This is a genomic window from Lacrimispora sp. 210928-DFI.3.58 (assembly GCF_020554865.1).
Classification (GTDB): Bacteria; Bacillota; Clostridia; order Lachnospirales; family Lachnospiraceae; genus Enterocloster.
Genome location: NZ_JAJCIC010000008.1, coordinates 72,925 through 96,366, shown reverse-complemented (window position 1 = coordinate 96,366; position 23,442 = coordinate 72,925). Strand labels below are relative to the sequence as shown.

The 23,442-nt window shown below is 49.8% G+C and carries 21 protein-coding genes; 1 reads left to right on the top strand and 20 read right to left on the bottom strand.

Annotation, left to right across the window (positions count from 1 at the left end; translation table 11 throughout):
• Positions 1-176: 176 nt before the first annotated feature.
• From LIZ87_RS07300 to LIZ87_RS07285, 4 genes are all read right to left on the bottom strand, one after another.
• The gene (locus LIZ87_RS07300) at positions 177-704 is read right to left on the bottom strand and encodes a nucleoside recognition domain-containing protein (RefSeq protein ID WP_227146053.1); all 528 of its coding nucleotides are present in this window, start codon (positions 702-704) and stop codon (positions 177-179) included.
• Between the two features lie 165 nt (positions 705-869).
• Entirely contained in the window at positions 870-2,300 is a 1,431-nt protein-coding gene (locus tag LIZ87_RS07295) for a 6-phospho-beta-glucosidase (protein ID WP_178313877.1), read from the bottom strand.
• Positions 2,301-2,303: 3 nt separating this feature from the next.
• Positions 2,304-4,199 carry a beta-glucoside-specific PTS transporter subunit IIABC gene (locus LIZ87_RS07290; RefSeq protein WP_178313875.1) on the bottom strand — a complete coding sequence of 632 codons (1,896 nt, stop codon included), beginning with the start codon at positions 4,197-4,199 and terminating at the stop codon, positions 2,304-2,306.
• A gap of 220 nt (positions 4,200-4,419) precedes the next feature.
• Positions 4,420-5,133, bottom strand: coding sequence for a MurR/RpiR family transcriptional regulator (locus tag LIZ87_RS07285; RefSeq protein WP_178313873.1), 714 nt, complete (start codon positions 5,131-5,133; stop codon positions 4,420-4,422).
• Positions 5,134-5,269: 136 nt separating this feature from the next.
• Between LIZ87_RS07285 and LIZ87_RS07280 the strand changes: the two genes are divergently transcribed.
• On the top strand, positions 5,270-6,130 hold the full coding sequence (locus LIZ87_RS07280; RefSeq protein ID WP_178313871.1) for an EamA family transporter: 861 nt from the start codon (positions 5,270-5,272) through the stop codon (positions 6,128-6,130).
• 8 nt (positions 6,131-6,138) lie between these two features.
• Here the strand turns inward: LIZ87_RS07280 and LIZ87_RS07275 are convergent, their stop codons facing one another.
• The 16 genes from LIZ87_RS07275 to LIZ87_RS07200 form a co-directional block, all read right to left on the bottom strand.
• Positions 6,139-7,101, bottom strand: coding sequence for a D-2-hydroxyacid dehydrogenase (locus LIZ87_RS07275; protein WP_227146050.1), 963 nt, complete (start codon positions 7,099-7,101; stop codon positions 6,139-6,141).
• A gap of 50 nt (positions 7,102-7,151) precedes the next feature.
• Positions 7,152-8,048: a sugar phosphate isomerase/epimerase family protein gene (locus LIZ87_RS07270; protein WP_227146048.1), complete on the bottom strand. Its 897-nt coding sequence runs from the start codon at positions 8,046-8,048 to the stop codon at positions 7,152-7,154.
• Positions 8,045-8,992 (bottom strand): transketolase family protein, encoded by a 948-nt coding sequence (locus LIZ87_RS07265; RefSeq protein WP_178313865.1) that lies wholly within the window; start codon positions 8,990-8,992, stop codon positions 8,045-8,047. Before LIZ87_RS07265 ends, LIZ87_RS07270 begins: the two co-directional genes overlap by 4 nt.
• The gene (locus LIZ87_RS07260) at positions 8,989-9,822 is read right to left on the bottom strand and encodes a transketolase (RefSeq protein ID WP_330664563.1); all 834 of its coding nucleotides are present in this window, start codon (positions 9,820-9,822) and stop codon (positions 8,989-8,991) included. The genes LIZ87_RS07265 and LIZ87_RS07260 overlap by 4 nt, the downstream gene beginning before the upstream one ends.
• Before the next feature lies 1 nt (position 9,823).
• A complete protein-coding gene (locus LIZ87_RS07255) occupies positions 9,824-10,660 on the bottom strand; it encodes a sugar phosphate isomerase/epimerase family protein (RefSeq protein ID WP_178313321.1) in 837 nt (278 codons plus the stop codon).
• A 29-nt stretch (positions 10,661-10,689) separates the two neighbouring features.
• Positions 10,690-11,196 carry a ribose 5-phosphate isomerase B gene (rpiB, locus tag LIZ87_RS07250; protein ID WP_178313322.1) on the bottom strand — a complete coding sequence of 169 codons (507 nt, stop codon included), beginning with the start codon at positions 11,194-11,196 and terminating at the stop codon, positions 10,690-10,692.
• 33 nt (positions 11,197-11,229) lie between these two features.
• Positions 11,230-12,285 carry an ADP-ribosylglycohydrolase family protein gene (locus tag LIZ87_RS07245; RefSeq protein ID WP_178313324.1) on the bottom strand — a complete coding sequence of 352 codons (1,056 nt, stop codon included), beginning with the start codon at positions 12,283-12,285 and terminating at the stop codon, positions 11,230-11,232.
• Between the two features lie 8 nt (positions 12,286-12,293).
• Entirely contained in the window at positions 12,294-13,340 is a 1,047-nt protein-coding gene (locus LIZ87_RS07240; protein WP_227146045.1) for a LacI family DNA-binding transcriptional regulator, read from the bottom strand.
• 30 nt (positions 13,341-13,370) lie between these two features.
• Complete coding sequence (locus tag LIZ87_RS07235; protein WP_178313328.1) at positions 13,371-14,156, bottom strand: sugar phosphate isomerase/epimerase family protein; 786 nt, start codon at positions 14,154-14,156, stop codon at positions 13,371-13,373.
• Positions 14,157-14,171: 15 nt separating this feature from the next.
• Positions 14,172-15,215, bottom strand: coding sequence for a Gfo/Idh/MocA family protein (locus LIZ87_RS07230; protein ID WP_178313331.1), 1,044 nt, complete (start codon positions 15,213-15,215; stop codon positions 14,172-14,174).
• A 43-nt stretch (positions 15,216-15,258) separates the two neighbouring features.
• The gene (locus tag LIZ87_RS07225) at positions 15,259-16,641 is read right to left on the bottom strand and encodes an ABC transporter substrate-binding protein (protein WP_227146043.1); all 1,383 of its coding nucleotides are present in this window, start codon (positions 16,639-16,641) and stop codon (positions 15,259-15,261) included.
• A gap of 52 nt (positions 16,642-16,693) precedes the next feature.
• Entirely contained in the window at positions 16,694-17,536 is an 843-nt protein-coding gene (locus LIZ87_RS07220; protein ID WP_227146095.1) for a carbohydrate ABC transporter permease, read from the bottom strand.
• Positions 17,536-18,423, bottom strand: coding sequence for a carbohydrate ABC transporter permease (locus LIZ87_RS07215; RefSeq protein ID WP_178316039.1), 888 nt, complete (start codon positions 18,421-18,423; stop codon positions 17,536-17,538). The genes LIZ87_RS07220 and LIZ87_RS07215 overlap by 1 nt, the downstream gene beginning before the upstream one ends.
• A 192-nt stretch (positions 18,424-18,615) precedes the next feature.
• Positions 18,616-20,466: an ATP-dependent nuclease gene (locus LIZ87_RS07210; RefSeq protein ID WP_227146041.1), complete on the bottom strand. Its 1,851-nt coding sequence runs from the start codon at positions 20,464-20,466 to the stop codon at positions 18,616-18,618.
• A gap of 30 nt (positions 20,467-20,496) precedes the next feature.
• Positions 20,497-21,858 (bottom strand): MATE family efflux transporter, encoded by a 1,362-nt coding sequence (locus LIZ87_RS07205; protein WP_178317057.1) that lies wholly within the window; start codon positions 21,856-21,858, stop codon positions 20,497-20,499.
• Between the two features lie 246 nt (positions 21,859-22,104).
• On the bottom strand, positions 22,105-23,325 hold the full coding sequence (locus LIZ87_RS07200; protein WP_178317056.1) for a molybdopterin molybdotransferase MoeA: 1,221 nt from the start codon (positions 23,323-23,325) through the stop codon (positions 22,105-22,107).
• Positions 23,326-23,442 lie beyond the last annotated feature (117 nt).

The following is a 23,442-nucleotide window of genomic DNA, read 5'->3' as shown; positions in this document are numbered from 1 at the left end:
ATGGCCTTTGTGCCTTTTTGCACAACCGGATCTTTTACAACACAAACCCGCTGCACATGATGCACCTGTTGGTTATACAGGGCACACATACAGCGGATTCCCTTTTTCTACGGCTATTATAGTCAATAACGCCTTTGTTTGCAATGTTTTTTGCCTGTTTTTCTGATTTACCTGATTTATCCGATCATTCCTGCAAAGAAAATGCTGGCTGCCACTCCTGCTGCCGTTGCAAGGAGCCCTCCGGCCAGAGTATACCTTGTCTTTGTGATCCCCACAGAGCCAAAATACACGCTCATACAGTAGAGCACGGTCTCCGTACTGCTCATGAGGATGGAGGCCGCCAGCCCCACCTGGGAATCTGTCCCATACTCCTTAAAGATATCCAGCACAAGCCCCGTAGCCGCAGAATTGGACACCAGGCGCACCAGGACCACCGGCACAAGCTGGGGGGCAATATGCAGAAGAGCTGCCGGCATTGCCAGCATTTCCCCCAGAAAGCCCAAAAAACCGGAAGCCCTGAGGATCCCCACCGACACCATAAGGCCCACCAGGGTGGGAAGGATCCCTGCCACGGTCTTCATCCCCTCCTTTGCTCCCTCGATAAAATCATCCAGCACCGGCCTGCCGGACAAAAGGCCAAAGCCCGTAATATAAAAGATCACCAGAGGAACCATTGCCTCTGACAGGAACATGAGAAGCTTCATAACAGATAGTTGCTCCCTGACAACCTGCTTTTTACTAAGGTATTCCCTTTAAGGCAATACCATGCACAAAAACAAGGGCCGCAGCCAGCTTCCTGCTGGTTACGGCTCTTCATTATCTGCCATGCATACCGAAACACTGCCGGAGGCGGATTTTATCAAGTGATACTAAAGCTCCTCTCCGTTGCTCTTTATTACCCTTTGATACCAGTAAAAGGACTTTTTGCGCCTGCGCTCCAGGGTGCCATTTCCTTCATTGTCCTTGTCCACGTAGATGAATCCATAGCGTTTCTTCATCTCTCCTGTGGTAAAGGAAACACAGTCAATGCAGCCCCAGGGCGTGTAGCCCATCAGGTCCACTCCGTCCTCGGTCACAGCCTGCTTCATGGCTTCGATATGGGCTTTCAGGTATTCTATGCGGTAATCATCCTCAATGGTTCCCTCCGGTGTCAGGACGTCCACCGCTCCGAAGCCATTTTCCACAATGAAAAGAGGCTTCTGGTAGCGCTCATAGAGAAGGTTTAAGGCGTAGCGCAGACCGGTGGGGTCGATCTGCCAGCCCCAGTCGCTTCTCCTGACATAGGGATTCGGCACGCTGCCCGGAAATCCGTCCAGGCCGTTTCCTTCTTCTGTATTGTCTGCCTTTACCGCATTCGTCATATAGTAGCTGAAGCCTACGAAGTCTACGGTGCCCTCCTTCAGGATGTCCTTATCCTCCGGCCTCATGGCGATGCGGAAGTCCTTCCGCTCCCATTCCCTCAGAATATAGGAGGGATATTCTCCCCGAACATGCACATCTCCGAACAGATACCGGTCATGCATGGCCAGGACAGAGTAGAGCATATCCTCCGGCTTGCAGGAATAGGGATAGAGAGGCACACAGGCCACCATGCATCCGATCTGAAAGTCAGGATTGATCTCATGGCCCTTTTTCACCACCAGGGCGCTTGCCACCAGCTCGTGGTGGACAACCTGGTACATGCACTCCTCCGGATTTTTCTCTTCCTGGAAAATGACCCCTGAACAAGTATATCCAAAAAGGGGATACCGATAGTTTTTCTGGTTGTTGATCTCATTAAAGGTCATCCAGTAGGTCACCTTATCCTTATAGCGCTCCATCACCGTAAGGGCATATCTCACAAAGAAATCAATGACCTTCCTGTTCTTCCAGCCGCCGTACTCCTTCACCAGATAGTAGGGCATCTCAAAGTGGGACAGGGTGACAACAGGCTCAATACCGTACCTGTGAAGCTCATCAAACAGGTCGTCGTAGAATTTCAGGCCCTCCTCATTGGGCTCTGCCTCATCTCCCTTCGGGAAAATGCGGGTCCAGGCAATGGAGGTCCGGAAGCATTTAAAGCCCATCTCGGCAAACAGCTTCACATCCTCCTTATAGCGGTGGTAAAAGTCAACGGCCTCATGGTTCGGGTAATAGCAGCCCGGCTTTACGCCGTCTGTAATGACGCGGTCTACTCCGTGGGCTCCGCCTGTCAGCACATCCACAATGCTGACGCCCTTTCCGCCCTCATTCCAGCCGCCCTCCACCTGATGGGCCGCCACCGCGCCTCCCCAAAGAAATGTATCCGGCAATGTCTGCATGTTCTATTCCTCCCTGCATGTCACAGTCATAACAGTATCCAGCTGCTTCACGTTCTGACCTGTCCTCTTTTCCATATCCTGAATCTGATCCATGGCAGTTACAATGAAGATGACGGTTGGATCATATCCGTTTTCTTTCACAAGCTCTCTGTCAAATTCTACAAGAAGATCTCCCTTCTTCACATGGTCTCCCTGGTTTACATGGGCTTTAAAGCCTCTGCCCTCCAGCTTCACTGTATCAATTCCGATATGGATAAGCAGCTCCAGCCCATTGCTGCATTTTAAGCCAACAGCATGGCCGGTGGGGAACACGGCCTCGGCTGTACCGTCACAGGGAGCATATACCTTTCCCTCTGCCGGGATGATGCCTACGCCCTTTCCCATCATCTCCGATGCAAACACAGCGTCCTTTACCTCCGTAACAGGGATCACATCACCTGCCACAGGGCTTCCAAACTCTACGGTCCTTACGATTCCTTCGTTATCCCCGGCGCTGGCAGCCTGTGATTCCTTCTGTGCATCCGTTGTTTCTTCTTTCTCCGGCTCTGTGTCCTCTGCAAATCCAACTACAAAGGTAAGGATAATGCCCAGCACAAAGGCAACTGCAATAGAGATCAGATATCCAATAAACTGATTCATATGGCCGCTCTTAAAGTAAGCCGGAAGAGTGGCAATGCCCGGCATATTGTAGCCCCAGGAAACCGCATTGAACGCGCCGCCGATGGCACCGCCCACAGCACCTGCAATACAGCCGCAGATCATAGGCTTTTTCAGGCGCAGATTCACGCCGTAGATGGCAGGCTCGGTGATGCCGAAGAAGCCTGTGATGGCAGCGGAAAGGGAAACTCCCTTCATATCCTTGTCCTTTGTCTTAAAGAATACGCCCAGGGCTGCACCGGCCTGTGCAAATACGGCAGATGCCTGAAGACCTGTGAAGGTATCATATCCCAGGTTCGCATAGTTGCCCACAGTAACCGGGGTAATTCCCCAGTGTACGCCGAAGATGACCAGCACCTCCCAGAAGCCGCCAACGATGATACCAGCCACAATGGGGCTTAAGCCGTACAGGTAATTGTAGATGCCTCCGATGGCATTGCCGATGGTATTTCCCACCGGGCCAAATGCCAGCAGGGTAAGGGGTACCATGATGACAATGGTAAACATGGGTGAAAACAGGTTGCGCACAACGATGGGCAGATATTTATCAAAAAACCTCTGCACATAGGAGGCGATCCATATTGCAAGGATAATGGGGATAACAGAGGATGTATAGCTTAAAAGCTGCACCGGGATCCCCAGGAAAGCAATGGCCTCGCCGCTGCTCACCATGCTCATGTAGTCAGGGCATACCAGGGCGCAGGCGATCACCAGAGCCACATAGGTGTTCACATTGAACTTCTTTGATGCGGTCACAGCGATCATTACCGGCAGGTATGTAAATGCTGTCCAGGAAATAAAATTCAGGATCCTGTAGGTACCGCCTGCTGTGTCAATGGCATTCAGGGCCACCAAAACACCCAGGATTCCCTGAAGGATACCACAGGCAGCCAGGGTATAGAGGAAGGGGGCAAAAATGCTGGAGATAATGTCAATGATACGGCTGAACACCCCTACCTTCCTGTCTGAGCTGCCCTGGGCATCCCCGCTTACATGGACAAGCTCTGTTACATATCCGTACGCATCCTTTACATGGTTTCCGATCACCACCTGGAACTGGCCTCCGGCCTGTACTGTAGTGATAACACCGGGAATCTTTGCCACCTTGTCTTTATTGACAATGGCTTCATCCTTTAAGATAAAACGCAGTCTTGTGGCGCAGTGAGTCACATTGGTGATATTCTCATCACCGCCCAGCTCCTTTACCAGCTCTTTCGCTGTCTTTTGATAGTCAATTGCCATCTTTTTTAACCCTCCAATTTTTCCATTAAGCCCCGGATGCTTTTGATATTTATTATAAATAATTACAGAAAAAATCATAGGGTCTGAGCCCTTTTAGGAACGGGTGAGGGCAGAAAAAACATGTTACAAAGAAAAAACAGGATGTTTCATCAGAAACACCCTGAATACCGTTATTTTGCGCCCAATCCCACTGACCTTTCCCGTCCTGCACGCTCTGCAGCTATGACAGCCTCTTTCCCAGGCTTTCTAAAAGAAACACCACCGGAACCTGGGTCGTAATATTATATTCATCCTCCACCATACGCTCTGATACATAATAGTTCAGGTTATGATCCGACATTTTTCCCAGGGTGGAGGCCCCTTTATTGGTAATGCTTATGAGCCTGCATTTATGCTCCTTAAACCTTCCTGCCATCATAATGACCTGCTCTGTCTCCCCTGATACCGAAAGGGCGATCACTGCCGTTTTTCCCATATCGCCGACAATCGGGTAATAAGGGTCCTCTATATACTGGCTGTATTTACCCAGATTGGAAAAATACCTCGCCCCATATTTTCCAAGAATACCGGAGGTGCCAATGCCTAAAAAGATCAGATGCTCCGCCTTTTTCAGCTCCCCGGCAACTGCCTCCATGGACTCCTGATACTGGGTTGTGCGGAAGGTCTCAAAGAAGTTCCTGATCTCATTTAAATCGGTCTCAGGCTGCTTCTTTTTCTCCTCCTTCAGGTACATTTTGAACTTGACCTTAAACTCGGAATATCCTTCACATCCCAGCTTTTTACAGAAACGGACAATGGTGGAGGTAGAAACATGGACCCCCTCCGCCAGCTCCCGGATCGTCATATACTTGATCTCTTCCTTGTGCTCCAGCACATAGTTATACACCAGCATTTCCAGATCGTTCAAAGAATTTAAAACCTCATAACTGAACATGTTCCCACCCCGCTTAACATAAGATAGTTCCATCATACTATTAATGGGGCGGGCTGTCAAAATGTACTTTGGCTTTTCTGTCAGCAAGAGTATAATATACTCCATAAATGACATTTTCAGAAGGGACTGACAACTCATGTGGATACTTTTTGCTGCAGGCTCCGCATTCTTTGCAGGTATCACTGCCATACTTGCAAAATGCGGCATCAAAAAGACAGACTCCGATGTTGCTACGGCCATTCGTACAATTGTCGTGCTTTTGTTTTCATGGCTGATGGTTGCAGTGGCCGGCTCAGCAGGTTCTATTGGGAGTATTGGCTTTAAGACCTGGGGATTTCTGGTGCTTTCGGGTATGGCTACGGGTGCTTCCTGGCTCTGTTATTTTAAGGCCCTCCAGCTGGGCAATATCAATAAAGTAGTGCCCATTGATAAGCTCAGCATTATATTGACGATCCTCTTTGCTTTTTTCTTTCTGGGAGAAGCAGTCAGCTTATGGAAGGCTGCCGGTCTTCTGGGGATTGCCGCAGGAACGCTGCTTATGATACAGAAAAGGGAGGATACGGAAAAGACAGATGGTATCGCCTGGCTGATCTATGCGTTGCTTTCAGCTCTCTTTGCCAGCCTTACCTCCATCTTTGGGAAAATCGGGATAACAGAGGTGGAATCCAACCTGGGGACGGCGCTTCGCACCTGCGTTGTCCTGATCATGGCATGGCTTTTGGTGCTTCTTAAGGGGAAGCAGCGCCTTGTACGCGGCCTGCCCAAAAGGGAGCTGTACTTTATCCTCCTGTCCGGCATTGCGACCGGGGCCTCCTGGCTCTGCTATTACAAGGCCCTTAAAGAGGGGCCCGTTAACGCCGTGGCACCTATTGACAAGCTCAGCATCCTTGTTACGATTGGCTTTTCCCGCATGGTCTTCCATGAGCGCCTGTCAAAAAGAGGAGCCCTGGGGCTCCTCTTAATAGTAGTTGGAACGCTGCTCATGCTGATCAAGTAATTGCTATATCAGTTTACCACATTTACAGGCTTCCCATCTATGAATGCTTTGATATTGCTCACCGTGATATCCATGATCCTCTGCCGGGAATCGCGGGCTGCCCAGGAGATATGAGGGGTAATAAAGCAGTTTTTCGCTTTTAACAGCGGATTATCGCCCTTCACCGGCTCTGTGGAAACCACGTCAAGGCCTGCTGCATATACCTTGCCGCTGTTTAATGCGTCTGCTAAGTCCTGCTCCACCACCAGCTGTCCCCGGCTATTGTTGATGATGATCACGCCGTCCTTCATTTTGGAAATATTTTCCTTATTGATAATGCCCTGGGTATCCGGGAATAAGGGGCAGTGCAGGAAGATCACATCTGACCTTGCAAGGAGGGTATCCAGATCTACGTACTCGGCCAGCTTCTTTCCGGCTTCACTGGGGAAGGAGTCATAGGCCAGTACCTTCATGTCCATTGCATTCAGGATCCTGGCTGTTGCCTGGCCGATGCGTCCCAGGCCGATGATACCGGCAGTCTTCCCATAGAGCTCGATCATAGGATAATCCCAATAGCACCAGTCAACATTATTTTCCCATTTTCCTTCCTTGACTGTCTGGTCATGGTGTCCGTAATGGGAGCAGATCTCCATCAAAAGCCCTACCGCATACTGTCCTACGATCTGGGTTCCGTATGTAGGAACATTCACCACCGGGATCCCTTTTTCTCCTGCATATTGATAATCCACTACATTGTAGCCGGTAGCCAGGACAGCGATCAGCTTCAGGTTCGGGCACTTATCCATGGTTTCCTTTGTGATCGGAGTCTTATTGATCACAATAATTTCCGCATCTCCAATTCTCTCGGCAATGACCGGAGCATCTGCATAGGAGGTCCTGTCATATATGGTCACATCGCCCAGCTGTTCCAGGCCCTCCCAGCTCAGATCTCCGGGATTTTCTGTATATCCGTCTAACACTACAATCTTCATGTGAAATATCTCCTTTGATTTCTTTTCTTTATGCAGCTTCGCTCCGGCAGTCAGTCCTCCACTAACGCCCAGGCACGGTTCAGCACTCTCTTCGTGTTTGCCAAAACAATCTCCTCATCCTCGTCTCCCACCAAAGTCACCTCCATAGACAGTACCATGGGATCCTTTGCGTTGAAGAAGCCCTCCTGCTTTAACACAGTCAGGTAATCAACCAGCTCCGGTGTATCGTTGGCGCTTTCCGGGAAGCCAAAGCGTGGATGCTTGTCGCCGTATCCAATACAGCCTTCCTTTACCACTGCATTTCCAAAGTGGAGATGGGTGATATAGGGGCGCAGCGTCCGGATGACAAACTTAGAGGTCTCATAGGTGGTGGGGAAATGGGACAGGTCCACTAACAGGCCGAAATTGCTGTGGGTGGTGCGCATATCGGCTGCAAACCTTGCCGCATAGGGAGCCGGGCCAATGAGGGCTGCTTTGTCCATATCAAAGTCAAATACCTCCAGCTCTACCATCATGTTCTTCTTTGCAGCATAATCGCAGAGATTCCTGGTGGTCTTTAAAAGCTGGGCATAGGCCTCATCCTTTGTGGCCTCCTGCCATTTTCCTGCCAGAAATGCGATCCCCTTTGCCCCCAGGTATTCCGCCTCGTCAATGGCCTCCAGGAGAGTAGCCTCTGCCGCCTTCCTTCCCTCCTCATCAATGTCGTTGGGATTCAGCTTCGGGCCTAACAGCCTGGGCTGAGCGCCGTAGCAGACCTTAAGATGGGACTGCTCCAAAAGCTTCTTGACCGCTTCACGCTCCTCGTCATCCTTGCATTTTGTGATCTCAATCGCATCAAAATAATCGTCAGCGGCGATCCTTTTAACCGATTCCACGACTCCCATTTTGGGAAATGACATCCAGCGGATGGTCCCTACCTGAAAATATTTATGGATGGATTCTCTCATTGTTTCATTCCTTTCCTTGTCATGACTTCTTTTGCCCTAGCTGCAATATTCCTTGCACCAAACCCATATTTTTCCATTAACTCATCCAGATCACCGGACTCTGCAAATTCTGTTGTTCCTAAAATGGACACCGGCACCGGATATTCTTCTGACAAAACCTCCGCCACTGCACTTCCCAATCCACCGTAAATGGAATGCTCCTCCACAGTCAGAACTGCTCCTGTCCTTTTTGCACACGCCAGAACCAGTTCCCGGTCAATAGGCTGCACGGTATGCATATCCACAACAGCGGCCTGTATGCCCTCTCTTTCCAAAAGCTCTGCCGCCTCCAAAGCTTTATGGAGCACCGTTCCTGTAGCGATGATTGTCACATCCGTTCCTTCTCTTAACATAACGCCTTTTCCAATCTCAAATCTGAAATCATCACCATATATCACAGGTGCCGGAGCCCTGGAAAGCCTGAGGTAGACAGGCCCTTCAAAGTCTGCCAGCGCAAATACAGCCCTTTTTGTCTCAACAGCATCTGCCACAGATATCACCGTCATACCGGGAATGGCCCGCATAGCCGCCATATCTGTCATGGCCTGATGGCTGGCTCCGTCATAGGAGTCAGAGAGACCGCAATAGGTGCCGCAGAGACGGACATTCAGGTGATCATAGGCGATCAGGGACTGCACCGGGTCTAAGGCCCTTGTGGACATAAACACGGCAAAGGTATTGACATAGGGAATAAAGCCAGTAAGAGCCAGCCCCGCGGACATGCTCACCATATTCAGCTCACTGATTCCTACGTTAAAGTATCGGCCCGGGTACTCCTTTCCAAATAATATGGATTTTGTGGAGCCGCCTACATCTGCTTCCAGCGCGACTACTTTTTTATTTAAAGCGCCTAATTCCTTTAACGCCTGTCCATAGGCATCACGAATCGCTATATTTCCACTCACTGAAACACCCCTCCTAACTCTGCCTTTGCCTGCGCGTATTCCTCCTGTCCAATCGCCTTTCCATGCCAGGCACTCTTTCCTTCCATAAAGGAAACGCCCTTGCCTTTTACTGTCTTGCAGATAAGGATGGAGGGCTTTTCCTTCTCTTTTTTCGCTGCCTCCACGGCTTCCTTGATCTCCATGACATTATGTCCATCACAATGGATGACATTCCAGCCAAAGGCTGCCCATTTTGCGCCAATATCGCCCATTGGCATGATCTCCTCATTAGTTCCATCCAGTTGTACCCCATTATTGTCCAGAACAGCAATACAATGGGTAGTCTTAAATTTTGAGCCTGCCATAGCTGCCTCCCAGATAGCACCCTCCTGGATCTCTCCATCTCCCAGAACCACATAAATATAGGCATTGCTGCCCTTTAACCTCTCTCCCAGAGCCATACCGATACCTGCTCCCAGTCCCAGCCCCAATGGGCCTGTGGAAAGCTCTACCCCAGGAGTCTTGTGAACACAGGGATGGCCCTGAAGATAGGAGCCCGTCTGGCGCAGGGTCTTTAGATCCTCCTTGGGGAAATAGCCCAACTCCGCCAGAACCAGATAAAGCATGGGGGCTCCGTGGCCTTTGCTTAAGATCAGCCTGTCCCGTCCCTCCTTTTTCGGATTCTGGGGATCAATATCCATACAGTCAAAATATAGTGTTGTCAATATTTCCGTGCATGACAGGGAGCCTCCCGGATGCCCTGTCTGTATGCTGTGCAGCAGATCGATCAGATCATTGCGGAACTGAAGACACTTTTTGTCCAGCTCCATCTTTCTATCAGCATTCAACATGTTATTTCCCCTCCCAATTTCCGTTATACCTCATAACCTTCGGTCTTATAAAATCAATTGCCTTCCTCGCCATGTCATCCGGGTTCCCGCCTGGAAGGATCTCCACAGAGACCCAGCCATCATAGTGGATCACCTTAAGAGCCCCCAGTACCTCATCAAAATCCAGATGTCCCAGTCCTGGCGCTAAACGGTTGGAGTCTGCAAAATGTATATAGCGCACCCATTTTCCATTCCGTATCAGACTCCCGCCGATGCTGTCATCCTCAATATTCATATGAAATACATCAGCATGGAGGCCGCAGTTTACTCTCTGTACCTTTTCCAAAAGGGCAGCGCCCTGGTCCAGGTTGTTGATAAAGTTGATCTCATAGCGGTTAACCGGTTCAATAATAAGCTGTACCTGGCGTCTTTCTGCCCTGTCGCAGAGTACCTGCATGGTATCCACAAACAGGTTCTCCGCCTCTTTTCTCGTCTGTCCAGGACCCACAAAGCCCCTGGTCCTGCCAGCATTTACAAGCCCTCCAAATTCCCCTGCCAGATCGATAAGTCCTGAAAATACTTCGATCGCCTTTTTTCTTATCTCCGGATCCGGGTGGGTAAAATATAGTCCCCTATCTGCAAATACCTGGCCTGTGGTAATGCAGCTTACCTCCATGTGATACTCTTTCATCCAGTGCCTTATATCAGCAGGTCTTATCTCCTCTGCGCCCTTTAATGCCAGCTCTACCCCATCATAGCCGTATTCCGCAGCCTTTCGTATGGACTCCTCAAAGCCTCTCCAGACCACAAAAGCAGATGCCTTTGCCTCTGCCCCTGCGATTGTTACTGCTGTCTTCATCCTGCTTCTCCTTTCAGACCTCCGGCCACTTATTTCCTGTCACCTGGAAATAGTTCTTCCAGAGGCGGTATTTCCCCGCAGCACAATTCTTTTTCTGCTTCCTCTATAAGTCCCAGGGAAATGTCATGGCGGCCTCCCTCATATTCTTCAGAAAGCCAGGTCTCCAGAATATCAAGGGCCTCAAACTCTCCTGTGATCTTCCCTCCCAGACATAACAGATTGGAGTCATTATGCTTTCTTGTCATCTTTGCCATATAGGTATCTGTACATAAGGATGCCCTGACCCCTTTAAAACGATTCGCAATAATACTCATGCCAATGCCTGTAGAACAGATGAGGATCCCCCGGTCTCCTTTGCCCTCTGCTACCGCCTTTGCCACCTCGGCCGCATAGTAAGGATAACGTACAATATCCTCTGAGTCCGTCCCAATATCAACACAGGCAATCCCCAGCTCTTTCAGCCTCTTTACAATAGCCAGCTTAAGGCCGTAGCCTCCGTGGTCATTTCCAATATAGATAACCCCTGTCTGCTTCATTCCTCTATTGCCCTTCCTTCAGCCTCTTCTTTTTTAATTAGTCTCAGCTAACGCATCAAGACAGCCACAAACCCTTCTGGCCTCCTGCCTGCGCTTTTCCACGATTTCCATAAGCTGCTCTGCCAGCCTGCGCTGATCCGGCATCACTGCCTCTGTCTTAACTGCCTTGCTGTTCTTCTGCTTTTGTCCGTAGGTGGCCTCCACCTTGTCTATCCATGCAGGCCGAAAGCCGTCAATTCCTGCATACGCGCCTGCAAGGGCTCCTACCATTGCTCCGATAGTATCTGCATCCCGCCCCAGATTCGCCGCATACTGGATCGACTTTACCGGATCTCCTTCTGCCAGATAGAACAGTGCCAGCACACAAGGAATGGTTTCCCTGGAATCGCTTACAATATCCCGCAGCATATGCTTATAAAATTCCTCCCGGAATTTCTTATAATCTCCGGTCTCTCTTGCTAGTCTCATGCCCTTTTCTATATTTTCGAGCATTTCCCAGGAGCTGGTTCTGTGAAGATAGGCTGAAGCCGCCTCTACCACTGATTCCACATCCGCCTGAGGATCCATGGCTTCAGCCACTGCAGCTGCCATTGCGCTGGCACCGTCCCTGCAGAAGGTAGATACTCCTGCGTGGATCAGCCCGGCCACATCGTATGTCTCCAAAGCTGCCTGTCTGGGATTGCATGCGTTGATAATTCCCATCGGAGAAATAGACATTGCGCTGGAGCTGCTGTGCATATTTCCCAGCCCAGCATATACCGGAAGCTCCAGCTTACTCTCAATTTTATGGAACATATTTTTTACTGGGATAAAAAACATGTCATAATAGGCCTCCTTGTTGCGTAAAAATGCCTCTGCAAACTCGTCTGCCGTTACATAGCCTTTGCTCTCAATGATCGCATCACAGAGTACCAGCTTAATAGCGGAATCATCTGTGCCGGAGCCTTCAAATTCCTCCACGTAGCCATACCGCTCCTCGATCTCCTGATAAGTCAGATCCTCTGTAGGAGCTCCCATGGCATCTCCGATCAGTCCGCCTAACAGGCATCCGTATATTTTTTTATATAATAAACTATCTCTGTTGTACATTCGTATGTTTACCTCTTTCTCTGAACACTCTGACGGACAATCAGGAAATTTCTCGGCAGAAGAGGCAATGTCACCTGATCTTCTCCCAGTGCTTTTAATGCCAGCGCCATCCCATACTGTCCCATTTCATATTTAGGCTGCCTGATAGTTGTCAATTTAGGCGTACAATATTCTGTGGGCTCGATATCATCATAGCCAATAACAGAAATGTCCTCCGGTACCCGTCTTCCGCTGTCCTGAATAGCCTGCATTGCTCCCATTCCCATAAGGTCATTAGCGGCAAACACTCCCGTGACCTCCGGATTCCGGTTTAATATCGTCTTCATTGCCTGATAGCCGCCATAATAACTATATGTACCATTTTCAATCACCAACTGCTCCTCGGAAACACCAATACGCTTCATAAAGTCACAGTATTCTCTTTTTCTCTCCCTGCTGCTGTTGGATTCCAACAGCCCTGCAATATGGGCAATGTTCCTATGTCCGTTGTGGTACAGATAGTTCATGGCAATGGAAGCCCCTTCACGCTCATTTAAATTCACCATCTGTATCTGGCTGTTTTCTCTTTCACAAGGCAGCTCCTCGCTGTCGATCAGCACGATCTGCTTTGGCGCAAAATACTGCTTTAATTTTTCAACGCTGTTGGCCAATTTTACCACAATGATCCCATCTACCTGTTTGTTTGCCAGGGTAGACAAATACCGCTCCTCCTTCTCCGGATTACGGTCATTGTTGCACACCAATACGGTATATTCATGACTGTTGGCCATATCCTCTGCACCTCTTGCCAGCTCGGCATAGAACGGATTTCCAATATCCGGGAGGAGTAGTCCAATGGTTTTGGAATTTTTATTTTTAAGCATTCTGGCAGCCTGGTTAGGCTTATATCCCAGCTTCTTCACTGCCTCAAGGACCGCTCTGCTCTTTTCCTCTGAAACAGAAGCCGTGCGGTTTAAAACATGGGAAACCGTACCCAGGGATACCCCTGCCTCCTTTGCAATTTCACGGATCGTAACCTGCGTCCTTCCTTCCTTTTCCTGTACGCTCATTCCCATATTCATTCCCTCTTTGCTGCTGATCTGCTTTTATCTCTTGTTATTTTTTACTTTTGCTCCCTGCTCCTCATAATGCCTCATGGCCTTTAAGGCAGCAGCCGCTGTATCTACATCTGTAAAATCTGCCCCTTCAATGCTGGCCCGTTCTCCCCCATATGCCTGAAACAGAGCTATCTGGCCATCATCCTCCAGATTTACAGGATAGCATTTTCTCTCCAGCTCTATGGTGTGAAGGTGGCAGATAAGCTCCCGGCGGTGTGCAATCTCTTCCACATTGTCACCTGCTCCATACATCTGATAATAGTCTGCCATCACCCTCACTGCCGGATGGCCTGTCATACGGCAGACTTCGGCTGCCTGGGCAATGGTATTGATAAAATTGGTGGAGGATGGGCGGATCGGCTCAATAGCAACAACAGCGCCAAATGCTTTTGCCCTCTCTCCAATCTGATAGAGCTGGCCGGAAAATTGCTCTCTGGCTTCCCGTTCAGAAAATCCATCTGGAATCCGTCTGGACTTTGAACTTCCAACCGTGATCATTCTGACTCCCAGTCTCTCACAGCGTTCCAGCGCCCGCCCAATATAGGAGGAAATCTGCTGTTTATCAATCTGCGGACCAACCACAGAAAGAGAAGGAGGATAGAAAAAGTTCACTGCCTCGCAAGGAAGTCCTGCCATCGCAAGCTCTCTTTGTATTTCCCAAAATTTCTCTTCCCCGGCCAGCGCAACATCATAGGCCTTCAGCTCAATATAATCAAATCCTGCTTTCTTTACCTCTGATACCCATTCGATATCCGTGCAAATACCAAATTTCATCTTCCCTTCTTCCCCCTATGAATGCAGCATTACCACTTTCCCTTCTGAGATAAGAGCTGCCTCATATACCTCCATGACCTCCAAAGCCATCTCCAGGCTTCCCAGCTCTGGTCGCCGGCCTTCCAGGATACAGTCACAGAAATACTTCATTTCCCCGTACATCCCCTGCACAAATTCCGCCTTGTTTTCCAGAGTGGCGACACAACTGTTGGTATCCCATACAACGGATCCCCCTCTGTCTGCAGGAGAAATGTAGCTGGTAGTTCCTCTGTAATTGAAATCACAGATACCTCTGCGCAGGGAAACTCTTGCATCCTCAATATCCAACTGCCACTTATCTGCAAATAAGCTGTACCGCTCCGCATCCGGCTGAGGGCCCGAGGCCAGATGCAGTGTTCCTGTGACTCCGCTTTCAAACTGGAGCAGCACGGCCCCAAAGCCGGCTTGGTTCACAATCGCCTGTACACTGTCCACATGGCCTGCCACCCCGATCATAAAGGAAAGGGGATGTACTCCATTTCTCAGCCAGTTTGGCATGCTTCCATTCTCTAAAACCGTTTTCCCTTCCTCAGGCATGGACATTGGATAAACGGCCAGAATAGAATTTAACTTTCCATATTCCGGTGACGCTATCAGCTCCCTCGCCTTCTCAGCAGCCGGGGTAAAGGCCTTTTTCAGTCCAGCCACCACCACCCGGTCACCGCGTTTTTCCATCATATCTTTTATCTGGCTGGCCCGCAGGCAGATGGGCTTTTCCACCCACACATGCCTGCCCCAGTTAAGTGACTCCAGTATCAGGGACGGATGAAGAGCTGCTCCCACACTGATAAATACAGCCTCAATTTCAGGCTCCTTCTGAAACATTTCCCCGGAACTCTTATAAGCCTGGCAGCCGTACTGCTTTGCCGTATATGCGGCTGCTTCCATATTCACATCGCAGACTGCCAGAAGCTCTATCGGAAGATATGTCATGGAAGGCAGGATATTGCGGTAGCAATGAGAACCTGCTCCTATGACTGCCGCCTTGATCCGCTGTTTAAAATCTCTCTGATAGCTCATGATATCCCCCCTGCTTTACATTATAGTCATTTTATCACAGTTTTTACTTTTTTACATTCTCATCATAGTCCTGCTGGACTTTTTCTGCCCAGATATCCAGGAATTCCTGGGCACTCATCTGTCCTACCATAACCTCCTGGGAATAGGTCTGCATTTCATTTAAAATATTCTTGCGGTTCGGAAGCCATACATAGCCGTCATAGAATACGGTAGTATCGCTGAGAAGCAGGTCTGCTGCCGCCTTAAACCACGGATATTCCTTAAGCCATTCTGCCTGTTCCAGAACTTCCTTGTTCATAGGAATGTTACCCCACTGGCGGCAGTGCTCGCTTAGGCCCTCGCCCTGGGAGAATTTCGCAATCAGTTCAAATGCCTCATCCGGGTGCTTACAGGAGGAAGAGATCATAAAGCCATCGTCTGCCTTCATTGGGTTCACAGAGGTCCCTCCTTCATTTAAAGGCATTCCCTTTGCCTCGAACTTCGTCATATCTCCGTCAAATGCATTCAGGTGATCATTGGCAGAACCCAGGTTGTGAATGATGATTCCTGCCTTTTGTGCGTCAAAGGCCGCAGATAATGCAATGTAATCATATCCAATGTCGCCCTCTGCTGTGCACTTGTTGTAGAAGCCCAGATATTTATCAACGAACTCCACATGTCTTGGATCATTGATCGTGGTCTTTCCATTTTCATCAAACAGAGAGGTCAGACCGGAGTAGGAGTACATCATTGCCTCTAAGAACAGCATGCCCCCTGAGCCTCCGCGGATTGCCAGACCGTATTTTTCCTGGCTCTTATCTGTCATAGCCGGGACAGCCTCAAAGAAATGCTCCCAGGTGTCGATATCCACACCTGCCTCCTTCATCCAGTCTGAACGTACCCAGAAGGTAGTGACAGTTGCGCCGATTGGCATGTAGTAGAGATTTCCGGCCCCTGTGGTATCATAGCTTTTTGCATAATTGATAGCACTATCCAGCATGTTTTCCCGGCCTTCCCAGCTGTCCACATACTGGTTCAACGGAATCACATAACCTGCCTTGATGAACTCGGGATCAATGCCTACCCTGTAAACATCCGGCCCTTCTCCTGCTGCATAGGCTGGCCTGGCCTTTTCCAGTCCTCCGTCAGGGAGATAGGTGATATCCACCTTTACATTTGGATGCTCTGCCTCATATTCTGCAACCACCTTTTCTACTGATTCCTGCCTTTCCGCCGGTGCAAAGGACATCCACAGGGAAAGTGTGATCTGCTCTCCACCGCCTAAAGCGCCCTCCTTTGCTTCTCCCTCGGCCGCTTTTGCTGCGGTCTCTTTTGACGTAGCAGCTGTGGTTCCCCCTGCACTGCCTTCGCTTCCCCCGCTGCAGGCAGTCAAACCCATCACTGCTGCCATTGCCAATGCCATAAGCTGTTTTGTCTTTTTTCTCATCGTTCCCTCTCCTTTTTATAAATATTGTGAAAACCTTATATAATGGTTACCATTATCCCTTTACAGCGCCTGCACTCATACCGCTTACCAAATTCTTTTGAACATATGCAAACAGCAGGATAGGCGGAATCAGCGCAATAATGCTTCCTGCCGCCAGCACCGCATAGTCTGTGCTGTATTCTCCTACCAGATATTTTAATCCCACTGATATAGGGAATTTCTTAGAGTCTGTGAGCAGCGTGTAGGACAGCAGGTACTCATTCCAGCAGTTGATAAATGCATAGGCGATCACGGTAGTGAATCCCGGCACTACCGTGGGCAGTATCACCTTGAATATGATCTGGACCCTGTTGCAGCCGTCAATGGCCGCTGCCTCGTCAATCTCCTTTGGCACTCCTCCTATAAAGCTCTTCATCATCAAACTGTTGTAGGGCAGCCCGGAGGCAATATACAGAAGGATGATGCCGAACATGGAGTTCGTCAGCCTCAGGCGGCTCATCAGCAGAAAGGTTGAGGTCATATTAAAAATGATAGGAATCATCTGGGTCATCAAAAGCAGGATCATGAACACCTTTTTAAACGGAAAATCATACCGGCTGAGAGCGTATCCGTTGAATAGGGAAAGCACTGCGATCACTATCACAGATCCAAAGGACAGTATCACGCTGTTGATAAAAAATCCTGACAGACGCTGCTTCACCCAGACATATACATAGTTTGAAAAAACAACGGGATTGGGAAACAGGCGGAAAGCCTCGCTGATAACAGACTTCCCTTCCCTTAGTGAAAGGGATACTGCCCAAAACAGGGGAATCCCGATAAACAGGAGAAATAGGAGCATAGGAAGCCAAAGCAAAAGGAAACGCTTTACCCGTTGTTTCGTTTTTATCTTCATCACTCATTTACCCCCTTTCCAAAGTCATTGATCTTTAAGTAGAAGCATACATAAAATGTCATAATCAGGAACAGGATCACCGTCAAAGCAGAACCATATCCGTACTTGCCATTCTCTATGGAGGTCTGGTACATGTAGATAGGCAGTGTCAATGTTCTCCTCACTGGCCCTCCGTTTGTCATGGTCATGATCATGTCTACTGATCGGAATTCCCAAATAGTCCTCATTAAAGCAGCAAATACAATGGACTCCTTCATAAATGGAAGCGTAATCCTCCAGAAGCAATCCCATGAGCTGGCCCCATCGATCCTGGCGGATTCGTACAGGTCATGAGAAACCGTCTGAAGTCCTCCCAGAAGGCTTATGGTAAAAAATGGAATTCCGCGCCATAACTCTGCAATGACCAATGAGCCAAAGGCCGTATCAAGATTTTGAACCCACGCCTTTGAAATATGCCCAAATCCAACTAATTTCAATACATTGTTCAATAATCCGATGTGTTCATTGTAGATCAGAAGCCACAGCATAGTGGTGAGTACGCCGGACACAGCCCAAGGGGCAAAGCAAAAGGTACGCACAAAACCTCTCCCCACAAACTCCTGGTTAAGGATCAAGGCAAATATCATTCCAAATAGAAGCTGAAGCCCTACCTGAAGCACCACCCATTTTACCGATGTGAGCAGGGCGCCCCGAAATACCCTGTCTTCCTTGAAAATCTTGATAAAATTCTCCAATCCCACAAATTGGCTGCCAAGAGGATTGCTCCTCTCATAATCCGTTAGAGCATACCCGAAGCCTCGGACCATAGGGTACACGCAGAATACTGCCAAAAACAGCAGTGTGGGCAGTATCAGCAGAAGCGGAAAAATCGTTTTCTTCTCCTTCATATAAAACCCCTCTTTTTATTTTTAAACGTTTCAAAACATTTTAGTGATTAAATAATACTATTTTTATCTATTTTTGTCAATATGCTTTCTAATTTTTGTATGTATTTTGTGTTATTGACTACTAATTCTATAATTTTTTATTTTTATACGTTTCAAAATACTGCAAGAAGAAAGGGGGCAACTGCCCCCATATCATACCTTCCTGCAATCAAAAAATGGAAACACCTCGATCCCATCCAGAATATCCCTAAAATCCTCCCGCGGAGCGAGATCAATATACTGCCTCAAAATCTCCGTCTCTCTGTCCTTAAAGGGCCCATAAAAAATGTCATACAGATTATGTCCCCGTATATGGATCTTAATGTCCTCAAAATGCTCCTTCAGCTCCCCGATGGAATCAATCTCCTTTCCCAAAGCCTCTGTCAGAGCCCGTCCGCTGCTTAAGCGGTACAGATATTCCTTCCACTTTGCAAACAGCGTCTCCCAGAAGGCCTCCTCGCTTTCCACAATCCCCAGGCGGGCCATGATCTCCGGATTCAGGAAATAGTTCTCAAAGGAATAATACTTCAGGATCAGCACATTCCTCCGGCGGACTTTTGGAAGCTTGTCGGCGTCCTCCAGGCTGCGCTCATCGTAATACCTGCACAGCTGTCCTGCCAGCTGGTCCGGGTCCTTTCCGTCGCCGTCCCGGATCATCAAAAACTGATCCCGCAGGTAGACCTGATTCATATATTTTAAGTTGGCGTAGGTGCGGATGTTGGTGCAGCTGTTGGTGGTGATGATAGCGATCCGGGACAGCGTGCCGTCCGGGCTGTGGATCTCGGAATAATATTTTTCCAGAAGCAGGGGCAGACGGCTTTTGTCCTGTTTTCCCTCCACGATAAACACAAAACCCACATTCAGGAGATCATTGGCGCTGTAGCCTAAGTCGTCCAGTATCTGGTCAATGTCTGCATGAGGCCGGATCATAGAGTAGCCCTCCGGATCCAGCACCACCTGCCTTAGCTGACGGCTGGTAAAATTGGAGATCATGGCCGGAGAGTGGGTGGAGAAGATCACCTGGTTTTTCTTTGACAGGCGGTAGAGGATCTCCCCGGCAGTTTTCTGCAGGGACGGGTGCAGAAACAGCTCCGGATATTCTACCAGGATGATGCTGGGGATCTTCTTTTCATTTTCAATGTAGGTCTCCAGAAGGGACAGCATGTAAATGCTCTTCATGCCGTTTCCCAAATGCTCCACTGCACTTAAGCGCTGCTGCTCCTCATGCCAGGCCTCGGCAGTCACGTGGAAAAGGGTGTCCGGGTCACAGGTCAAGGTATAGAGTATCTCCTCCCGGCCGCCATTTTTCCGGTAGTTCTCATTGACTCTGCGGGAAAAGTCGTTGAGATTCAGCTGGTACATCTTATATTCCAGAAGCTTTGCGGTTTCTATCACGTTCAATGCCTCCGGCTTCTTCTGGTTGATCAGCCCAATACAGCTAAAGCACTGGTTGCAGGCTTTGGCCGAATCGAACATGCAGCGGCCTCCACGGAGGCGGATCAGCTGTTCCTCCTCCTGGGACATCAGAAGATCCTCCTGAAAGGGCTTCACGTTCCGCTCTGTGCCAATAAAATACAGCCTCGGAAACAGCTGCGGCAGATAGCGGTTGTGCTTGTGCAGGCCGTCCTGGTAACGGAGCTCTCCGCGCTGGTTGATGACGCAGGTAAAGGACAGCCTTCCGTCCTGAAAAGAAGGCAGCTTTGTGCAGAAATCCCTCTTCCAGGCCTCAAAACGTTTGTAGGTGCTGATACTCCCCGCAGCGTGAAGGCGCATAAGATCCTCATCGTTCAGCGCCAGCACAGCAGAAATCTCGATATTCTGCTTTTTTTCATTAAAATCCGCTTCTGTCACACAGTAACAGCCGAACGCCGCCCGGACAGCATCCAGGATACCTGTCTTTCCCGTATTATTTTTTCCCACCAGGATCAGAGCCTGCTCCAGATCCGAAAGCTCCAGGTCCTGAATGGATTTAAAATTTTTAATGTGAAGTGAGATCAGCTGCATGGTTGCCTCCTTCTATGCTGTCGGCCGGCCCTAGATCGCCTTTCCTGTCTTCCATTTCCCTGACAGGAAATAAACCCCTCCAATCACAAAGGGCACAAAGCTGGATGCCGCATGTCCGTACCAGAACCCATAGACTCCCATCCCACAAGCCAGGCCCAAAATCAGTGCAAGGCCGATGCGCATAACAAGCCCGTCCAACAGCGCCACTGCCAGATTCAGCTTTGACATGCCGGAGCCATTGATCAGTGAGAACATGGGTACTCTCATGGCGCTGCTGAGGAACAGCAGCACAGCCACCGGGACATAGGTCATGGCCATCTCCAGGATCGGCGCTTCCTCGCAGAACAGACCAAATACCGCCTGCGGGAAAAGGAAGGTGACAAGCCCCAGTGGAAACGCAATGGAAAAGGCCATGAAAAAGGCGGTCGCCATTGCCTTCGGAACGCGTTTTATTTTCCCGGCTCCGATATTTTGGGCGATCATGGTACCTCCCGCCGCATTGATGGCCTGGGCAAAGGTATTGCTGATGGTGTCCAGCTTTGTCCCAATACCCGACACAGCCGAGGCAACATAGCCATAGGAATTGATCCAGGAATTCACAAAGAGTTTGGAAAATGTGATCGATGCCGACTGGATCATCATGGGGATCCCCAGCTTTAAAAGTGGCCCCATGACCTGCCTGTCCATACGGAAGCTGGAGGGACGAAAGTCAAATCCGATCTCCTCCCGCTCCTTAAACAAGACAAAGAGAGCACAGAAAAAGCTGATCCCCTGTCCGATCACAGTGGCCAGGGCCGCGCCAAAGGCAGCCATATGGAATCTCCCGATAAAAACAAGGTCAAGGATCAGATTCAGCACAGAGGCAATGGCAATAAAGGCAAAGGGTCTTTTGGAGTCTCCCATACCGCGCAGGATCGCACTGACAAGGTTATATCCATATATGAACACCAGTCCAATGATGCATGTGGTTATGTAATCCTTCGCATAATCCCAGGCCTCAGGCGGCGTATTGACCCAATTCATGATATGCCCCCGGATCGTAAGACAGACCACGGTCAGACAGACAGCGCAGCCCAGCAGGAAGGTGAACAGCGTACCGATCAGCTTCACCACCATATCCCTGCGCCCGGCTCCAATATACTGGGAAATGATGATCTGGGCAGCATTGGCGATCCCCATGGAGGCAAAGGTCAGCATGGTAAGCACATCCCCGCCAATAGATACTGCCGACAGCGCGGCTCCTCCCACAAATTTTCCCACTACCATCATATCCACCATGCTGTACACTGTCTGCAGCATTCCCGACAGGATAAGGGGCAGGGCAAACTGCAGCATCTTTTTCGGCACGCTCCCTGTTGTAAAATCAGCTATGATCGTATTTTTTCTCTCCATATGTCTCTCTCACCTCGTAATGATAAGCGCAATGCTCCCGTCTATTTTACATTGTATACCAAAGTATCACTGCGGTACAATCACTTTCTGATCTCCTCCTGCAGAATTTCTCCCGCAGGATGGGCAGAAGCCTACAAAACACGTCACTGGCGCATTTTTCCGGATACTTCGCAATAATAGGGCAGATCCCGCAAGGATCTGCCCTCAGACTGTAGATATACTATGCTTTCTGCAATGTGGTGTTTCCTAAAACAGCCACACCTCTACTTCATCGCCATCGCTCAATGCCCCGCTTTCCTCCGGCACATCGATCAGGCAGTTGCAGCCCGCCAGAGTACCGATGCTTCCTGAGGAATGTCCCTTTTCCGGTATGGACACATAGCCGCCTTCGATCCTGGCCCGGATAAACCGCCTGACATTGGACGGCTTCCCGAAGTTCCCCCGCAGCCTTGCCCTGGTCCTGACCTGCTTCCACTGGCTTTCCCCTGACAGCTTCGCAATGGCAGGAAGGCCCAGAAGCTCAAAGGTGGCAATGCTGGCAAAGGGATTGCCGGATAAGGCCAGCAGGACACTGCTGTCACGGACAGCGGCTAACACAGGGCTTCCCGGCTTTGCCGCGATCCCATGAAACAAGAGCTGAAGGCCCAGCCTGTCCACCACCTCAGGCATATAATCCTTCCTTCCCACGGAAACGCCCCCTGTCGTGATCACAAGGGAATACTGCTCTAACAGCCTGTCTACCAGGGCTGCCAGCTTTTCCGGGTCATCCGGCCCTGCCGGCCATACATCTGCTTCCACTCCCAGCTCCAGAAGACGGGAATACATCATAATGCTGTTGGAATCATAGATCTTTCCCGGAGCCGGTTCTGCCTCCGGAGGGATCAGCTCATCGCCGGTGGCCATCACTGCAATCTTCGGATTGGCATACACCTGCACCTCCCGGATACCCTGCCCTGCCAGAACGCCTATATGGGCAAACGTAAGCCTTGTCCCCTTCGGAACCAGACATTCTCCCTCCTTAATGTCCTCGCCGCAGAAGCAGATATTCCTTCCCGCAGGGAGGGATGCGTAAAAGGCCGCTCTCTCCTCCCCCTCATCCGTGTCTTCCTGGCGGATAATACAGTCAGCCCCCCGGGGAACAGCCGCTCCCGTCATGATCCTGGCTGCCGTTCCCTCAGGAAGGGGCTTCGGTATACCGCTTCCCGCCGGGATATAGCTGCTTACAGGGAGAACGACGGGATGCTCCTTTGATGCTCCTTTGATATCAGATGCCCGCAGGGCATAGCCGTCTAAGGGGCTGCGGTCAAAGGGCGGCTGGGGCAGCACTGCACTCACATCCTCTGCCAGCACATGGCCTGTGCTGTGGATCAGCGGAAGCCTCCTGATCCTTCCAGGCGCTGCTACTGCGCTTACTATAGATAGAATAGCGTCCTCTACCGGAGTTTTCCCTCTTTTGTGCTGCTTCATCTTTCATCCTCCCTATATTTCCTTTACTATGAAAGTCCTGCCGCCGGATAGGCGGCTTGCATTCAGGTATGCCCAATGCGCCCACCAGACTTTTTTGGTGCGGTAGTGCGTCCGCTG

Excerpts from the sequence above, each read along its gene's own strand:
- LIZ87_RS07300 (WP_227146053.1), bottom strand. The coding sequence starts at position 704 with ATGAAGCTTCTCATGTTCCTGTCAGAGGCAATGGTTCCTCTGGTGATC.
- LIZ87_RS07295 (WP_178313877.1), bottom strand. The coding sequence starts at position 2,300 with ATGCAGACATTGCCGGATACATTTCTTTGGGGAGGCGCGGTGGCGGCC.
- LIZ87_RS07290 (WP_178313875.1), bottom strand. The coding sequence starts at position 4,199 with ATGGCAATTGACTATCAAAAGACAGCGAAAGAGCTGGTAAAGGAGCTG.
- LIZ87_RS07285 (WP_178313873.1), bottom strand. The coding sequence starts at position 5,133 with ATGTTCAGTTATGAGGTTTTAAATTCTTTGAACGATCTGGAAATGCTG.
- LIZ87_RS07280 (WP_178313871.1), top strand. The coding sequence starts at position 5,270 with ATGTGGATACTTTTTGCTGCAGGCTCCGCATTCTTTGCAGGTATCACT.
- LIZ87_RS07275 (WP_227146050.1), bottom strand. The coding sequence starts at position 7,101 with ATGAAGATTGTAGTGTTAGACGGATATACAGAAAATCCCGGAGATCTG.
- LIZ87_RS07270 (WP_227146048.1), bottom strand. The coding sequence starts at position 8,048 with ATGAGAGAATCCATCCATAAATATTTTCAGGTAGGGACCATCCGCTGG.
- LIZ87_RS07260 (WP_330664563.1), bottom strand. The coding sequence starts at position 9,822 with ATGTTGAATGCTGATAGAAAGATGGAGCTGGACAAAAAGTGTCTTCAG.
- LIZ87_RS07255 (WP_178313321.1), bottom strand. The coding sequence starts at position 10,660 with ATGAAGACAGCAGTAACAATCGCAGGGGCAGAGGCAAAGGCATCTGCT.
- rpiB (WP_178313322.1), bottom strand. The coding sequence starts at position 11,196 with ATGAAGCAGACAGGGGTTATCTATATTGGAAATGACCACGGAGGCTAC.
- LIZ87_RS07245 (WP_178313324.1), bottom strand. The coding sequence starts at position 12,285 with ATGTACAACAGAGATAGTTTATTATATAAAAAAATATACGGATGCCTG.
- LIZ87_RS07240 (WP_227146045.1), bottom strand. The coding sequence starts at position 13,340 with ATGGGAATGAGCGTACAGGAAAAGGAAGGAAGGACGCAGGTTACGATC.
- LIZ87_RS07235 (WP_178313328.1), bottom strand. The coding sequence starts at position 14,156 with ATGAAATTTGGTATTTGCACGGATATCGAATGGGTATCAGAGGTAAAG.
- LIZ87_RS07230 (WP_178313331.1), bottom strand. The coding sequence starts at position 15,215 with ATGAGCTATCAGAGAGATTTTAAACAGCGGATCAAGGCGGCAGTCATA.
- LIZ87_RS07225 (WP_227146043.1), bottom strand. The coding sequence starts at position 16,641 with ATGAGAAAAAAGACAAAACAGCTTATGGCATTGGCAATGGCAGCAGTG.
- LIZ87_RS07220 (WP_227146095.1), bottom strand. The coding sequence starts at position 17,536 with ATGAAGATAAAAACGAAACAACGGGTAAAGCGTTTCCTTTTGCTTTGG.
- LIZ87_RS07215 (WP_178316039.1), bottom strand. The coding sequence starts at position 18,423 with ATGAAGGAGAAGAAAACGATTTTTCCGCTTCTGCTGATACTGCCCACA.
- LIZ87_RS07210 (WP_227146041.1), bottom strand. The coding sequence starts at position 20,466 with ATGCAGCTGATCTCACTTCACATTAAAAATTTTAAATCCATTCAGGAC.
- LIZ87_RS07205 (WP_178317057.1), bottom strand. The coding sequence starts at position 21,858 with ATGGAGAGAAAAAATACGATCATAGCTGATTTTACAACAGGGAGCGTG.
- LIZ87_RS07200 (WP_178317056.1), bottom strand. The coding sequence starts at position 23,325 with ATGAAGCAGCACAAAAGAGGGAAAACTCCGGTAGAGGACGCTATTCTA.